This window comes from Actinoplanes teichomyceticus ATCC 31121 (assembly GCF_003711105.1).
GTDB lineage: Bacteria > Actinomycetota > Actinomycetes > Mycobacteriales > Micromonosporaceae > Actinoplanes > Actinoplanes teichomyceticus.
Map to the genome: position 1 here is coordinate 7583839 of NZ_CP023865.1, position 15177 is coordinate 7599015.

Here is a 15177-nt window from a genome sequence, read left to right on the forward strand (position 1 = left end):
ACGGTCTGTTCGGGTGGGAAAGGCGCATCCTGAACACAGCGCCCTCTCAGGTGCGCCCGCGCAGAATGCCGTGAGCCCTGAACCCGCGAGGTGGCCCGTGCGATGACCGATCTGCTGACCATGTTGGCCACACCGGCGTGGGTCTATCTCGCGCTGTTCGGCTTCCTCGCCGTGGACGCCCTGATCCCGGTCGTGCCGATCCAGGCCATCATGATCACGTCAGGCGCGCTGACCGTCTACGGGGATCTTCATCTGGCCCTGGTCATCGCGGTGGGAGCGGCCGGCATGTTCACCGGCGACGCCACCGCGTTCGTGCTCGGACGCTCCACCGGGCACCGGCTGAGCGCCCTGCGTGCCCGTTTCGCCCCGCGCAACGACGAGGGCGGCGACTCCCGGACCCGGCGGGCGGCCGAACGCTTCACCCGCGGCCTGCGCCGGCCCGGCCCGCTCGTGATGCTGCTCTGCCGGTTCGTCCCGGGCGGCCGGATGGCCTCCGGCTACCACGCCGGCCGCACCGGATACCCGATCAAGTACTTCGTCGGGTACGACGGTGCGGCCGCGCTCTGCTGGGCCAGTTACGGCGGGCTGGTCGGGCACCTGGGCGGCACCGCGATCACCCAGTCGGCGTGGCGGCTGTTCGCGCTCGCGGCGGGCGCCGCGGTCATCTTCGGCACGGCCGGCTGGATCCTCGCCCTCTTCGGCGGCAAGCCACCGCAGGACGGCCCACCGGAGGCTCCGGTCACTGAATCTCGTGCTGCATCAGCTGACGGGCCGCCTCCGCGATCGAACCCGACAGCGACGGATAGATCGTGATGGTGTGGGCCAGCTGGTCCACGGTCAGGTTGTTCTCGATCGCCATGGTGATCGGCAGGATCAGCTCGCTCGCCTTCGGCGCCACCACCACACCACCGACGATCTGACCGGTCGCCGGGCGGCAGAACAGCTTGACGAACCCGTCCTGCAGGCCGGCCATCTTGGCCCGGGCGTTGCCGGTCAACGGCAGCATCACCTGGCGGGCCGGGGTACGCCCGGAGTCCACCTCGTTCTGCGAGACGCCGACGGTGGCCAGCTCCGGGTCGGTGAACACGTTCGCCGAAACGGTACGCAGCCGCAGCGGGTTCACCGCCTCCCCCATCGCGTGCCAGATCGCGATCCGGCCCTGCATCGCGGCGACGCTGGCCAGCGGGAGCACGCCGGTGCAGTCGCCGGCCGCGTAGATGCCCGGCACGTTGGTGCGCGACACCCGGTCGACGGTCACGTAGCCGCCGTTGCCGACCGCGACACCGTACTCGGCCAGGCCCAGGTCGGCGGTGTTCGGGATGGCGCCGACCGCGATCAGCGCGTGCGAGGCCTCGATCACCCGGCCGTCGGCCAGGGTCACCCGGACGCCGTCGCCGGTGTTGACCACCGAGTCGCCCCGGGCCTGGCTGAGGATCGTCATCCCACGGTCGCGGAACACCCGCTCGATCGCCATGGCCGCGTCGGCGTCCTCGTGCGGCATCACCCGCTCGCGGCTGGAGACCAGCGTCACCCGCACGCCCATCGCGAGGTAGGCGCTGGCGAACTCGGCGCCGGTCACGCCGGAGCCGATCACCACCAGGTGCTCGGGAAGCTCGGTCAGGTCGTACACCTGCCGCCAGTCGAGGATGCGCTGCCCGTCCGGGCGGGCGGTGGGCAGCACCCGCGGGGTGGCGCCGGTGGCCAGCAGGACCGTGTCGGCCTCGACCGCGTACTGCTCGCCGCCGTCCGGCGTGATCAGCACCTGATGGGTGTGACCGAGCCGGTCCTCGCCCATCCGGGCCCGGCCGCGGACCACGTCCACCCCCGCCTTGACCAGCTTGGTCCGGATGTCCCCGGACTGCGCCAGGGCCAGCTGCTTGACCCGCTGGTTGACCGCGACCGCGTCGACGCTGACCCCGTCCAGGCCGGCGGAGCGGATCCCGAAGCGGTCGTTGCGGCGGTGCCCGGTCATCACCTCGGAGCTGGCGATGAAGGTCTTGGACGGCACACAGTCGGTCAGCACGCAGGCGCCGCCGGGGCCGTCCGCCTCGACCAGGGTCACATCGGCGTCGAGCTGCGCGGCGACCAGGGCCGCCTCATAGCCGCCCGGTCCCCCACCGATGATCACGATCCGACTCACGATTTCCCGACCTCCAAAAAGCGGCTGTGGTTCGCCGCGGCGAAAAGCGGTTGTGCCGACACGCACTCCTCATATTCTCACCACCGTCGGATCCGGCTATCGTCGTCGCCGTGCGTCATTACGCCGCGTATGGCTCGAACCTGGACCCCGCCCGCATGCTGGCCTACTGTCCGCACTCGCCCATGGTGGGCGTGGGCTGGATCGAGGGCTGGCGCCTGACCTTCGCCGGAGAAGGGGAAATGGGCTGGGAGGGGGCGGTGACGACGATCGTCGAATCGCCCGGCGACCGTGTCTTCGTCTCCCTCTACGACGTGCATCCGTGGGATGCGGCACAACTCGACGAGGTCGAGGGGGTGCCCGCCGGGACGTACCAGAAGCTCACCGTGCGTGTCTCCACGCTCGACGGCGAGGTGCCCGCCTGGGTCTACGTCTTCGCGGGTTACGAGGGCGGCATGCCGACCGCGTGGTACCTCTCGGAGATCGCCAACGCGGCCGAGAAGGCCGGCGCGCCCGACGACTACGTCAGCGAGCTGCGCCGCCGCCCGACCCGGACGGCGTCGCCCGAAGCCTGACCGGGGGTCACCGCGTCAGCCGCGGTCCGCGGTCACCGTGGTCTGGTACACGTTCGCCCGGTACAGCGGGGTCATCCCGACCCCGTGGTAGAGGCGCGCGGCCTCGGTCGGGTTGGCCAGGTCCACGCCCAGACCGACCTCCGGCCGGCCCTTCGCGGCGTAGGCGGCGAAGGCGCGGCGCAGCAGAGCCGCGCCGATACCCCGCTTACGGTACGGCCGGAGCACCGCGAGGTAGCGCACCCAGGCCTCGTCGCCCCCGTCGCCCGGGTCGGCCGACTGCAGCACGCCGGCCAGCCCGCCGTCCCCGGTCTCGGCGACGAACCACTCGTCGAAGGAGACCGTGCTGTCCGTCTCGAACTGGTGCCGCCAGCCGGCGTGGTCCATCGCCGGGTGGTCGGAGTCGCGGAACGCCTCCTCGATCACCGCGTGGAAGCGGCGCATCTCGTCGGCGTCGTCGTGACGCACCGCGCGGACGGTCACGCCGGGCGGCGGCTCCGGGGCCGTCCCGCTCACGCCGGCCAGCGACATCCGCATCCGGGCGTGCTGCTTGAGGAACGTGAAACCGGCGCCGGTGAGCGCCTCGATGTACGCCGTCTCGTTGGGGATCGCCCCGGCCCGCACGGTGTACACCTGGTGGCCCAACTCGGCGGCGCGCTCCGCCATCCGGCCCATCATCAGCTCCAGGAGGGGGCGCTGTGCCGGGACGCCGCGCTCCGGCCAGACGTACACCTCCAGGAAATCCCGGGCCTGGCCGGTGTGGTTACGCGCGTACGCCCACCCGGCGATCCGGCCGCCGGCGTCGAAGGCCAGCCAGGAGTCCCGGGACATGTCGGTGTTCGGGCCGGTCAGCTCCTCGCGCACCTCGTCCGCGGTGAAGTCCGGCTCGCCGATCGCGGCGATGTCGCTGGCATGCACCAGCGCGAGGATCTGCGGCACGTCGTCGAGGGTGGGCCGGCGGATGGTCCAGCCGTCCGGAAGCGCACTCATGCGGGCATCCGACCACGCGGGCCGGCTCCTGCCAATCGATTTCACTGGTTCGGCTGGTCCCCGGCCGCACGCTCGCCGGCGGTGCGGCCGATCCGCAGCGCGTGGCGCGGCCGGTTCCCCGCGTACGCGGTGTGGCCGATTCCCGGCGCCTGGCACGGCCGGTTCTCAGTGCGCGAAGCGGTGCCGACTCCGATTCTCAGTGCGCGAAGCGGTGCCGACTCCGATTCTCAGCGCGCGAAGCGGTGGGCCAGCGACTCCAGCAGGCCGGCGAACTCCACCCGCTCCGGGCGGTCCAGCGTCGCGTACGCCTGGCCGGCGAGCGAGTTCGCCACCGCCTCGGCCCACATCAGCCGGCGCACCAGCGGACCGGCCGGAGGATACGGCGGCTGCCAGCCGAACGCGACCGCGCCGGTCTCCCCTTCCGGCCCGGCGAGGATCGCCTCCAGCGGGGTCAGGCCACCCGCCCGTACCGCGATCACGTGCACGCCCTGGCGGTGCTCGTGCAGCAGGTGCAGCAGCACCGCGGCCTGCGCGCCCGGTTCCTGGCTGGGTACCGGCATGGCCCGCCACGCGGCGAACAGCGGCAGCCCTGCCGGGTCCACCTCGTCCACCACCCGCCGGCCCAGCTCCAGCAGCCGAGGCAGCCGCGGGAAGCCGCCGACCTGCTCCTGCCCCCAGGTGCACAGCTCACGCAGGTGCCAGGTGGCCACCTCGGGCGGCGCCGAGCTCTTCGCGGTCGCCTCCCAGCCCTCGGTGACCGCCTCCGGCGCGATGAACGCCAGCGCGGCCGCCACCGTCTCCGGGCGCACGTCGCCGAGCGCCCCGGCCCGGGCCGAGACGTGATAGGCCCAGCCGGAGAGCCCGAGCAGACGGGCCCGGCGCAGCGTCTGCGGCGATTCGGCGAAAGCTCCGACGATGGTGGCGAGGCCCGTCTTGGCGTTGGCGGCGGCCTGTTCGGGGGTCACCGCCCGATTCTGCTCCGCTTGACCGGTTGAGGAAAACGCTCCGGCAATCGATAACCGTCCGGCTGTGAGATCTCACCCACATCGACCGACCGCCGCACCGCAGCCGGTCACCGGTCGATCACGACGGGTCCGTCACCTCGTCCAGAGCGGCCTGCACGTCACCGACCCGACGACGGGCGGCTGCGGCCTCCCGCTCGGCGACACGGCGCGCCTGCTTGCGGCGGGCCACGTCGGCCACCGCCTCGGTCCGCCGCCGTTCCAGCTCGGCCAGCTCCGCCTCCAGGTCGTCGACCAGGTCCGCGGCATCACGCTCGGCCGCCTCGGCCCGCTCCAGGTGCTCGTCCGCGCGCCGCTCGGCGGCCTCGGCGGAGGCCAGCTCGCGCTCCAGCTCCCGGCGTCTGCGCTCGGCCTCCCGGCGGCGGCGTTCCCGGGCCGCCCGCTGCTGGGCGGACACCCGCTCGACCGCGGCCGACGGCTCCTCGGCGACGCCCTCCTGCTCGCCGCCGGTGATCCGGCGGGCCGGCGGCTCCTCGGCGACGCCCTCCTGCTCGCCGCCGGTGATCAGGCGCAGCCGCGGGCGGGGCACCTCGCCGAACCCGGCGTACGCCGCGGAGCGGATCAGCCGCCCGGTCCGGACCTGCTCGGCGACCTCCGGATCGGCGAGCGCCGCGGTCAGGGTCGACTCGACCTCGCCCAGCGGCAGTTTCCCCGCCCCGGCGCCGGCCGCCACCGCCAGCTCGCGGGCCGCCGCGACCAGCGCCGACACGAACCGGCGGCGCTGCTCGGAGAGCTCCCGCAGCTGTTCCCCCCGCAGTTCGCGCTGTGCGGCCCGCAGCGCGCCGGAGAGCTCGACCAGCTCGCCGATCAGATCCGGACGCCTGCGGACCAGCAGGTTCACCACCCAGGCGGCCACGGTGGGCTTCTTCAAGGCGGCGAGCCGCTTGGCCGTCTCCCGGTCACCGGCCGCCCGGGCCTGCTGGATCGCGGCGGCGCGGGTGGCCACGAAACCGTCGGGGGGCTCCTCGTAGAGCCGCCGGAGGACGTCGTCGATCAGGCTGGGCACGTCAGTCGAGCGTGTCGCCGGGCGCCAGGTGCTGGTACCGGGTGCCGGAGAAGTTCTCCAGGTGCCGGTCGGAGATCGCCGCCCCGCGCTCGTTGAGCAGCCCGTCGTGCACCGCGAACGCCCGGCCGGGCCGCACCGCCCGGGCGAAGTCGATGGCCTCGGCGACCTTCATCCACGGCGCGTTGAGCGGGACGCAGAGGGTGTCGACGGTGGCGCCCTCGGGGACGACGAACGAGTCGCCGGGGTGGTACACGTTCGTGCCCTCGTCCGCGATCAGATAGCCCAGGTTCGCGATTCGCGGGATGTCCGGGTGGATCACGGCGTGCCGGCCGCCGTACGCCCGCAGCCGGAACCCGGCGGCCTCGAACTCGTCACCGGGCGCCACCGCCGTGGTCGCCGCGGCCACCTCGCCGAGCTTGGCCAGCACGTCCGCGTGCGCGAAGATCCGCAGCTCCGGCCGGCGGGTCACCGCCGCGACGACCGCGGCGACGTCCAGGTGGTCGAAGTGCTCGTGGGTGACGACCACCGCGTCCGCACCGTCCAGCACCGACTTCTCGGTGAATTCGCCCGGATCGACGACGAGCACCCCCGCCCCCTCGATCCGTAGACAGGCATGGGTGAACTTCGTGACACGCACGGTGCTCCTCCGTCGCTGAATCGTGACCGGTCATCTCGCAGTCTGCCGGAACCGGGCAGCGCCCGCCGTACGTCCCAGGGGTCAGTCGTACCGACGATCGGAGTAGTCATGCGGAAACGGGGACACATCTGGCTCGGCGCCGTGCTGCTTGCCGGAGCGCTCCTGACCGGTTGCGGCGCCGACGGCGCGGCCGAGGACTCCGGCTCGGGCAGCGCCGCCCAGCCGGCCGCGGTCGACGCGAACCCGGCCGAGCCCGCCGCCGGGGCCGCCCAGCACGGCAGGGACACCGCCGCCCAGGCGCCGCCGGACGTGGCGCAGCGTTCGATCGTCTACACCGGCACGATCACCGTGCGGGTCGGCGACGTGAACGCGGCTGCCGCCCAGATCACCGGCATCGCGGGCGGCACGGGCGGGTTCGTCGGCGGCGACGACCGGCACAGCGGCGCCGACGGGTCCGACACCGCCACGCTCAAGCTGCGGATCCCCGCCGCGAAGTTCGGCTCGGCGCTGGAGCAGATCGCCGGGCTGGGCGAGGAGCAGAGCCGTGCGATCAACACCGAGGACGTCACCGAGCAGGTCGTCGACCTGGACGCCCGGATCGCGGTGCAGCAGGCCCGGGTGGACAGCGGCCGCAAGCTGCTCGGCCAGGCCAAGTCGCTCGACGACCTGGTGATGCTGGAGAAGGAGGTGGCCAGCCGGGAGTCCGACCTGGCGTCGTTGCAGGCCAAGAAGCGCCGGCTGGCCGACCTGACCGCGCTCAGCACGGTCACCGTGGTCCTGCTCGGCCCCGAGGCGCCGGCCCAGCCCGCCGAGGACGACGGTCCCGCCGGTTTCCTGGGCGGGCTGGCCGGCGGCTGGCGGGCCCTGGTGGCGTCGCTGGGCGTGCTGCTGACCGTCCTCGGCGCGCTGCTGCCCTGGCTCCTCGCGCTGGGCCTGCCGGCGTACGGCCTCCTCCACCTGAGCCGCCGCTACCGCCGCGCCCGCGGCGGCGAGGAGGTACCGGCCACGCCCGCGCCGCCCGCGGAGACTCCGGCCACTCCGTGACGGCTCGGCCGACACGCGCGGTGGGACGTCGCGCCGGGCACACCGGTGGGACCGCCTCGCCGGTATGGGCGGGGCTGGGGCGGTGGCCTGCGGACGGGGCCCCGAGGTCGTACCGGAGGCGGGTTGTCCCGGGCCCGCGCGGGCCGCGCCGGGCGGCGCGGCCTCGGGCGGGGCCGGCCCGGGTCAGAAGGCGCCGGTGGAGAGCGCCGCCAGCGCGGTGTGCGTCATCACCCGGATGCCGTGCGCGATGCAGCTCTCGTCCACGTCGAAGTCGCCCTGGTGCAGGTCGTGCCGGGTGTCGGAGCCGGGGATCCCGGTGCCGAGCCGGATCATCGCGCCGGGCACGTGTTCCAGGTAGTAGGAGAAGTCCTCGCCGCCCATGCTGATCTCGGCCTCGACCACCCGGTCGGCGCCGAGCGCGGCGCCGGCGGCGCCCGCGATGATGGCGCTGGCCATCCGGTCGTTGATCACCGGCGGGACGCCGCGCTTGTACTCCACCTCGACCTCGGCGCCGGTCGCGGCGACCACGTCCCGGATCAGCTTGGTGATCATCTCGGGGGCTTCGCGCCAGGCGTCCCGGTTGAGGATGCGCACCGTGCCGCTGACCTCGCCGGCGCCGGGGATGGCGTTGAACGCCTGACCGGCGTGCACCGAGCCCCAGACGAGCGAGACGCCGGCCCGCGGGTCGACCCGGCGGTCGAGCAGGGCCGGCACGTCGACGATCACCCGCCCGAGCGCGTGCACCAGGTCGGCGGTCAGGTGCGGGCGCGCGGTGTGCCCGCCCGGGCCGGAGAGCTTGACCTTGATGGTGTCCGCGGCGGCGGTGAACGGACCGGAGCGGACCCCGACCAGGCCGGCCGGCAGCTGCGGGTAGCAGTGCAGGGCGTAGATCGCGGAAACGTCCTTGAGCCCGCCGGCCGCGATCACCTCGGGCGCGCCGGACGGGATCGCCTCCTCGGCGGGCTGGAACAGCAGCCGCACCCGGCCGGGCAGCTCGCCCTGCTCGTGCAGCTCGGCCAGGAGCAGGCCGAGGCCGAGCAGGATGGTGGTGTGCACGTCGTGCCCGCAGGCGTGGGCCAGCTTCTCGGCGGTGCTGCGGTACGGCACGTCCTTGAGGTCGTGCAGCGGCAGCGCGTCGAGGTCGGCCCGGAAGGCGACCATCCGGTCACCCTCGCCGATGTCGCAGATCACCCCGTTGCCGCGGGGCATCAGCCGGGGCCGCAGGCCGGCCACGGTCAGTTCCCGCATGATCAGGGCCGCGGTCTCGAATTCGGAGTGTGACGGCTCCGGGTGGGCGTGGATGTGCCGGCGGATGGTCACCAGCTCGGCTCCCCGGGCGGCGAGCCAGTGGTCGAGCTGGCCGGTCAGGGGGTCCTCGCCGGGCTGCGGCCCGGCCCACGCCGTATCGGCGCCGGCGGGCGCCGTCAGAGCAGTAGTCACGTCGGCTTCCAGATCACTCTCGGATTTGGTCGGGTTTGGCGACGCGCGACAGCTTAGTCCGATCTTGGTCACGCTGTGTAACGGTCAGGTAAACATGCCGGCCCCGGTGATGCGGCGCAGCGGACTTGTCGGGGCGGCCGCCCGGGAGATCGTCCCGGCCCGCCCACCACAACGGGTAACGAATCGCGGAGGTAACGCGACGCACCACGAGTACGTCGAGCGGCCTCAGAACCGCTCGACCGGCCGATGGACGCCCCACACGTCGCGCAGCGTGTGGCAGACCTCCCCCACCGTGGCACGGAGTCGTAGCGCCTCCTTCATCAACGGTAGGACGTTCGTGCTTCCGGCGGCGGCCTTCGCCAATGCGGCCAGGGCGCGCTGTACGCCCGGATTGTCCCGCTCGTCCCGCAGCCGGGCGAGCCGCGCCGCCTGGGCCGCCTCGATCGCCGGGTCGACCCGCAGCGGCTCGTACTTCTCCTCGGTGTCCATGACGAACCGGTTGACACCGACCACGACACGTTCGCCGCTGTCGATCTCGTTGGCGATACGGTACGCCGACTGCTCGATTTCCGCCTTCTGGAAACCCTGCTCGATCGCGTCGACCGCGGAGCCGTACTCGAAGACCCGCTCGATCAGGCGGGTCGCCTCCCGCTCCACCGCGTCGGTCATCGCCTCCACCGCGTACGAGCCGGCGAACGGGTCGACGGTGCCGGTCAGGCCGCTCTCGTAGGCCAGCACCTGCTGGGTGCGCAGCGCGAGCCGGGCGGACTTCTCGGTCGGCAGGGCGATGGCCTCGTCGTACGAGTTGGTGTGCAGCGACTGCGTCCCACCGGCGACCGCGCCCAGCGCCTGGATCGCCACCCGGATCAGGTTGACCTCCGGCTGCTGGGCGGTCAGCTGCACGCCCGCCGTCTGGGTGTGGAACCGCAGCATCATCGACTTCGGGTCCTTGGCGCCGAAGTCGTCCCGCATGATCCGGGCCCACATGCGGCGCGCGGCACGGAACTTGGCGATCTCCTCCAGCAGCGTGGTACGGGCCACGAAGAAGAACGACAGCCGGGGCGCGAAGTCGTCGACGGCCAGGCCCGCGGCGATCGCGGCCCGGACGTACTCGATGCCGTTGGCCAGGGTGAACGCGATCTCCTGCGCGGGCGTCGCGCCGGCCTCGGCCATGTGGTAGCCGGAGATCGAGATGGTGTTCCACTTCGGGATCTCGGCCCGGCAGTAGGCGAAGGTGTCGGCCACCAGCCGCAGCGACGGCTTGGGCGGGAAGATGTACGTCCCGCGGGCGATGTACTCCTTCAGGATGTCGTTCTGGATGGTGCCCTGCAGGGCGGCGCCGGGCACCCCCTGCTCCTCGGCGACCAGCTGGTAGAGCAGCAGCAGCACCGAGCCGGGCGCGTTGATGGTCATCGAGGTGGACACCCGGTCCAGCGGGATGCCGTCGAACAGCTGCCGCATGTCGTCGATCGAGTCGATCGCCACGCCGACCTTGCCGACCTCGCCGTGCGCGATCGGGTCGTCCGAGTCGTAACCCATCTGGGTGGGCAGGTCGAACGCCACCGACAGGCCCATCGTGCCGGCTTCCAGCAGCTGGTGATAGCGCGCGTTGGACTCGGCGGCGGTGCCGAAGCCGGCGTACTGCCGCATGGTCCAGGGGCGCTTGGTGTACATCGTGGGATAGACGCCACGGGTGTAGGGGAACTCACCCGGCCGATCCAGGCCGGCGCCGGGAGGCACGTCGTCCGGGCCGTACACCGGCTTGATCGGAAAACCCGACTCTGCGTTCACGAGGTGATCCTAAGGCTCGTTCAGGCGGCTGACAGTACGGGAGGTCGCGCCGGGCGCGAGGGCCTGCCCACCCTCGGCCACTCGCCCGCTACCCGCTGTCGTTTCCCGGTGAACACTCCGACCGCGACTTTCGTTGCGGCAGGCGAGCGGGCAAGATAGCTGGGTCAGCCCCAGCCCCCTAGACCCCCTCGGTGGCACCCTCAGTGACTCAGATTCCGACGTGGAGCAGCGGCGACGCGGCCTCCCTCAGCGGACGTGCGGCCCCCGGCACGCTGATCGGCGGGCGGTACACCCTGCGCGCCGCGGTGGGTCACGGCGGCATGGGCACGGTCTGGCGGGCGGCGGACACGCTGCTGCGCCGTGATGTGGCGATCAAGGAGGTCATCCTCCCGCCGGGGCTGGCGCCCAGCGACCGCGACGCGATGTACGAGCGGACCATGCGCGAGGCGCGGGCCGCCGCCGCCCTGCAGCACCCCGCGGTCGTGCAGGTCTACGACGTCGTCCACGAGAACGGCCGCCCGTGGATCGTGATGGAGCTGCTGGAGGCGCGCAGCCTCGCCGACATGGTGATCGAGGACGGCCCGGTGGCGTCCCGGGTGGTCGCCAAGATCGGCATCGCGCTGCTCGGCGCGCTGGAGGTGGCGCACGCACACGGCGTGCTGCACCGCGACGTCAAGCCGGCCAACGTGCTGATCTGCTCGGACGGCCGGTGCGTGCTGACCGACTTCGGCGTCGCCCGGATGCCCACCGACGTGCAGCTGACCACGCCGGGCATGGTGCTCGGCTCGCCGCACTTCATCTCCCCCGAGCGGGCGATGGGCCACGAGTTCGGCCCGCCCAGCGACCTGTTCTCGCTCGGCGTGACGCTGTACACGGCGATCGAGGGCCGCCCGCCGTTCGACAAGGGCGACCCGATCGAGACGATGCACGCGGTCGTCGAGGACCCGCCCGCCCCGGTGGTCCGGGCCGGCTCGCTCACCCCGGTGCTGATGGGCCTGCTGGAGAAGAACCCGGCCCAGCGGATGGACGTGCAGACCGCGCGCACCCTGCTGCGGCAGCAGCTGGCCGGCCCGCTGGCCAGCAAGAACCCGCCGCACATGATGACCGATCCGTACTCGGTCGTCCCGACCCGGCCGGTCTCGCCGCCGCCCGAGGCGCCGACCCAGCCGATCCCGCCGCAGCCCAGCGGCCAGATCGGCGGCCGGGCCATGCTCAGCCCGGGCGAGTCGCTCACCGACCACCTGAACAAGCTGGAGCAGCAGAACTCCGGGGGCCGGCGACGCGCCCCGCAGGCGCCGGACCCGGGGTATCCGACCGGCGCCATGCCGGCCCACCAGATCCCCGCGACCACCGGCGCGACCAGCGTGATCCCGCCGCAGGACGCCTGGCTGCCGGGCGGCGCGCGGCAGGGCACCGTGGTCACCAGCCCGGCGGCGAAACGCCGGATGGCCGTGCAGAACGCCGCCCAGGCGGTCCGCGACACCACGGACCGGGCGGTGCGGACGTTCCGCGGCTGGCCGCGCAACAGGCAGCTGGCGGTCGGCGGTGGCGTGGCCGCGGCGCTCGCGCTGATCCTCGTCCTCTCGCTCACCGGCGGCGACGACGCTCCCCCGGCCGCCCCGGTGGCCGCCCCGGACAGCAGCGCGCCCGCCGTGTCGGCTGCCGTGCAGACCCAGGACTACCGGGGCAACAAGGCCATCTCGGTGAAGGTGCCGGCCGGCTGGAAGCGCACCGTGAACGGCAACTACGTCGACTACATCGACCCGGCCGACAAGCTGCGCAAGGTGCGTGTGCTGGCCGAGCCGGGCAAGGCCACCCCGGCCCGGTTCGTCACCGAGATCGCGCCGAACGGCCTGAAAAAATCAGCCAACTGTCCCAAGCCGTTCAGATCGGTCGGCACCACCGAGGACGTCCAGATGGCCGGCCACCCGGCCGCGCAGCTGGAGTACACCTGCGGCACCGGTGACGCGATGCGGCACGGACTGTGGCGGATGACCCAGGTCGACGGCACGATGTACTCGTTCTTCCTGAGCACTCCGGCGGCCGAGTTCGACGGGAGCAGGAAGTATTTCGACGCGATGGCGGAGAGCTTCCAGCTCAACCTGTGACGGCTCTGTGCTATCAATCCGTAATGGCACCAGAAGTTGATATTGAACTCCGGGCGACGGCCGAGGCCTGGCTCGCGGACGACCCGGATCCAGCAGCTCAGTCCGAGCTGCGTGAACTGATCGATGGTCTGCCGGCCACCGCGGCCGAGCTGCGGGACCGATTCGCCGGACCGCTCACGTTCGGGACGGCGGGGCTGCGCGGCCGGCTCCGCGCCGGGCCCAACGGGATGAACCTCGCGGTGGTCACCCGCGCCGCGGCGGGCCTGGTGGCCTGGCTGGCCGAGCAGGGCGGCGAGGGCCCGCTGGTGATCGGCTACGACGCCCGGCACGGCTCCCGGGAGTTCGCCGAGCAGACCGCCCGGGTGGCGACCGGCGCCGGTCGCGAGGCGCTGCTGATGCCGTCGGTGCTGCCCACCCCGGTGCTGGCGTACGCGGTGCGGGCCCTGGACGCGGTGGCCGGCGTGATGGTCACCGCCAGTCACAACCCGCCGCAGGACAACGGCTACAAGGTCTACCTGGGCGGGCGGCTCGGCGGTCCGGCCGGGGACGGCGCGCAGATCGTGCCGCCGGCCGACACCGGCATCGAGGCGGCCATCCGGGCGGTCGGGAGCGTCACGTCGGTCCCGCTGGGCGAGGCCGGCCGGGTTCTCGGCGAGGAGATCGTCTCCTCGTACGTCGATCGCGCCGCCGCCGTGCCCGCCGCCGGCGGCCCGCGGGACCTGGTCGTCGCGTACACCCCGCTGCACGGCGTCGGGGGCGGCACCCTGACCGCCGCGTTCGCCGCCGCCGGGTTCGCCACCCCGGCCGTGGTCGCCGACCAGGCCGAGCCGGACCCCGAGTTCCCCACCGTCGCGTTCCCCAACCCGGAGGAGCCGGGCGCGATGGACCACCTGCTCGCGCTGGCCGGCCACATCGGGGCGGACCTGGCGATCGCCAACGACCCGGACGCCGACCGCTGCGCGGTGGCGATCCCCGGGCCGGACGGCGGCTGGCGGCCGCTGCGCGGCGACGAGCTCGGGGTGCTGCTCGCCGACCACCTGATCCGACGCGGCACGCCCGGCACGTACGCCACCACGATCGTGTCGTCGACGCTGCTGGGCCGGCTGTGCGCGGCGCGCGGGGTGCCGTACGCGGAGACCCTGACCGGCTTCAAGTGGATCGTCCGGGCCGCCGAGGACCTGGCGTTCGGATACGAGGAGGCGCTCGGCTACTGCGTCGCCCCGGCCATGGTGCGCGACAAGGACGGCATCACCGCGGCGCTGACCGTGGCCGAGCTGGCCGCCGCCCTGAAGGCCGAGGGGCGCACGCTCGCCGACCGGCTTGACGAACTGTCCGTCGAGTTCGGCGTGCACGCCACCGACCAGCTCTCGGTGCGGGTGGACGACCTGGCCGAGATCGGGCTGGCGATGGGGCGGGCCCGGAGCAACCCGCCGGCCACGCTGCTCGGGATGCCGGTCACCGAGGTCGCCGACCGGCTGCCGGAGAACGACGTGCTGACCTTCCGCACCGGGAACGCCCGCGTGGTGATCCGCCCGTCCGGCACCGAACCGAAGCTCAAGGCGTACCTCGAAGTGGTGGAGCCGGTCGCCGGCGGTGACCTGGCGGCGGCCCGGACCCGGGCCGCGGCCGCGCTGACCGCCCTGCGCGCGGAGATCGCGGCGGTTCTCGGCGTCTGACCACCCTCCCGGGTGTCCGGCGCCGGACACCCGGGGGTGGGCTCAGGAGGCCTTGGGCGTGCCGAGGGCGGCCGAGATGGCCTTGCCCAGGGTGGCGACCACGAGAGCGACGCTGGGGCGCACGATCGAGTCCTCCAGGTTCGCACCGCCCGCGAACCCGGCCCCGGCCGAGATCTCCTCAAGCCGCCGGTGGGCCCGCTCGACCTCCTCGGCGGGCAGCTTCAGGGCCGGCTCCATCCGGGCCGCGCAGAGCAGGGTGGCCAGCGCCGCGGTGCGCTCGTCCGGCACCCGGTCGCTGGTCAGCGCCTCGGTGAGCCGCTCGCGGATCTCCGCCTCGAACGCCGGGTCGGTGGTCGGGTAGCGGTGCACGTGGATGAAGTCGAGCTGGGTCTCGTCGACGTCCTTCACCACCCCGCGGGCGCACAGGTCCTCCAGCACCCGGGTGCGCAGCCGGTGCCGCAGCCGCTGCAGCCACTGCGCCGGGGTGTGCGGCGGGTCGCCGGCCAGTTTCGTGAGCACCGCGTCGGCGACCGTGTCCCCGATCGGCGTCGTGTCCTTGACCTGCAGGTAGCCATCGACGTAGGCGACCCGGCCCGCCAGCGCCAGATCGATCAGCACAGCCGCGGCCATGCCGAGATCGAGGCCGATCCGGGAGCCGGTCGCTTTGCCTGTCTGGTCGTCGTACGCGAGAAGGAGGAGTTCCTCGGCGAGCGGAATGGACGTCATGGAGAAAACATAACGGCTCGGCGCTCGG

General features: G+C 73.1%; 13 protein-coding genes. 5 read left to right on the forward strand and 8 right to left on the reverse strand.

Annotated features, from left to right (window positions below; translation table 11 throughout):
• Positions 1-102 precede the first annotated feature (102 nt).
• Positions 103-813: a DedA family protein gene (locus ACTEI_RS33330; RefSeq protein WP_122981268.1), complete on the forward strand. Its 711-nt coding sequence runs from the start codon at positions 103-105 to the stop codon at positions 811-813.
• Here ACTEI_RS33330 and ACTEI_RS33335 read toward each other — a convergent pair.
• Entirely contained in the window at positions 740-2140 is a 1401-nt protein-coding gene (locus ACTEI_RS33335; RefSeq protein ID WP_122981269.1) for an NAD(P)H-quinone dehydrogenase, read from the reverse strand. The two genes, ACTEI_RS33330 and ACTEI_RS33335, sit on opposite strands and share 74 nt — an antisense overlap.
• 110 nt (positions 2141-2250) lie before the next feature.
• Here ACTEI_RS33335 and ACTEI_RS33340 point away from each other — a divergent pair, with 110 nt between their 5' ends.
• Positions 2251-2712, forward strand: a complete 462-nt coding sequence (locus tag ACTEI_RS33340; protein ID WP_122981270.1) for a gamma-glutamylcyclotransferase — start codon at positions 2251-2253, stop codon at positions 2710-2712.
• A gap of 15 nt (positions 2713-2727) precedes the next feature.
• On the opposite strand, the gene ACTEI_RS33345 is transcribed toward ACTEI_RS33340, so the two are convergent.
• The 4 genes from ACTEI_RS33345 to ACTEI_RS33360 form a co-directional block, all read right to left on the reverse strand.
• Positions 2728-3699 carry a GNAT family N-acetyltransferase gene (locus ACTEI_RS33345; RefSeq protein ID WP_122981271.1) on the reverse strand — a complete coding sequence of 324 codons (972 nt, stop codon included), beginning with the start codon at positions 3697-3699 and terminating at the stop codon, positions 2728-2730.
• Positions 3700-3926: 227 nt separating this feature from the next.
• Positions 3927-4664, reverse strand: coding sequence for an SCO6745 family protein (locus tag ACTEI_RS33350; protein ID WP_122981272.1), 738 nt, complete (start codon positions 4662-4664; stop codon positions 3927-3929).
• 118 nt (positions 4665-4782) lie between these two features.
• Positions 4783-5727 (reverse strand): hypothetical protein, encoded by a 945-nt coding sequence (locus tag ACTEI_RS33355; RefSeq protein ID WP_122981273.1) that lies wholly within the window; start codon positions 5725-5727, stop codon positions 4783-4785.
• A gap of 1 nt (position 5728) precedes the next feature.
• Positions 5729-6364, reverse strand: coding sequence for an MBL fold metallo-hydrolase (locus ACTEI_RS33360; protein WP_122981274.1), 636 nt, complete (start codon positions 6362-6364; stop codon positions 5729-5731).
• A gap of 108 nt (positions 6365-6472) precedes the next feature.
• Here ACTEI_RS33360 and ACTEI_RS33365 point away from each other — a divergent pair, with 108 nt between their 5' ends.
• Complete coding sequence (locus ACTEI_RS33365; RefSeq protein WP_122981275.1) at positions 6473-7408, forward strand: DUF4349 domain-containing protein; 936 nt, start codon at positions 6473-6475, stop codon at positions 7406-7408.
• Between the two features lie 183 nt (positions 7409-7591).
• On the opposite strand, the gene ACTEI_RS33370 is transcribed toward ACTEI_RS33365, so the two are convergent.
• A complete protein-coding gene (locus tag ACTEI_RS33370; RefSeq protein WP_122981276.1) occupies positions 7592-8848 on the reverse strand; it encodes an amidohydrolase in 1257 nt (418 codons plus the stop codon).
• Positions 8849-9073: 225 nt separating this feature from the next.
• Positions 9074-10639, reverse strand: a complete 1566-nt coding sequence (locus ACTEI_RS33375; protein WP_122981277.1) for an acyl-CoA mutase large subunit family protein — start codon at positions 10637-10639, stop codon at positions 9074-9076.
• Between the two features lie 203 nt (positions 10640-10842).
• On the opposite strand from ACTEI_RS33375, the gene ACTEI_RS33380 reads away from it, so the two are divergent.
• Complete coding sequence (locus ACTEI_RS33380; protein WP_122981278.1) at positions 10843-12747, forward strand: serine/threonine-protein kinase; 1905 nt, start codon at positions 10843-10845, stop codon at positions 12745-12747.
• A 23-nt stretch (positions 12748-12770) separates the two neighbouring features.
• Positions 12771-14423 carry a phospho-sugar mutase gene (locus tag ACTEI_RS33385; protein WP_122981279.1) on the forward strand — a complete coding sequence of 551 codons (1653 nt, stop codon included), beginning with the start codon at positions 12771-12773 and terminating at the stop codon, positions 14421-14423.
• Positions 14424-14465: 42 nt separating this feature from the next.
• On the opposite strand, the gene ACTEI_RS33390 is transcribed toward ACTEI_RS33385, so the two are convergent.
• Positions 14466-15149, reverse strand: coding sequence for a GOLPH3/VPS74 family protein (locus tag ACTEI_RS33390; RefSeq protein WP_122981280.1), 684 nt, complete (start codon positions 15147-15149; stop codon positions 14466-14468).
• Between the last annotated feature and the right edge of the window lie 28 nt (positions 15150-15177).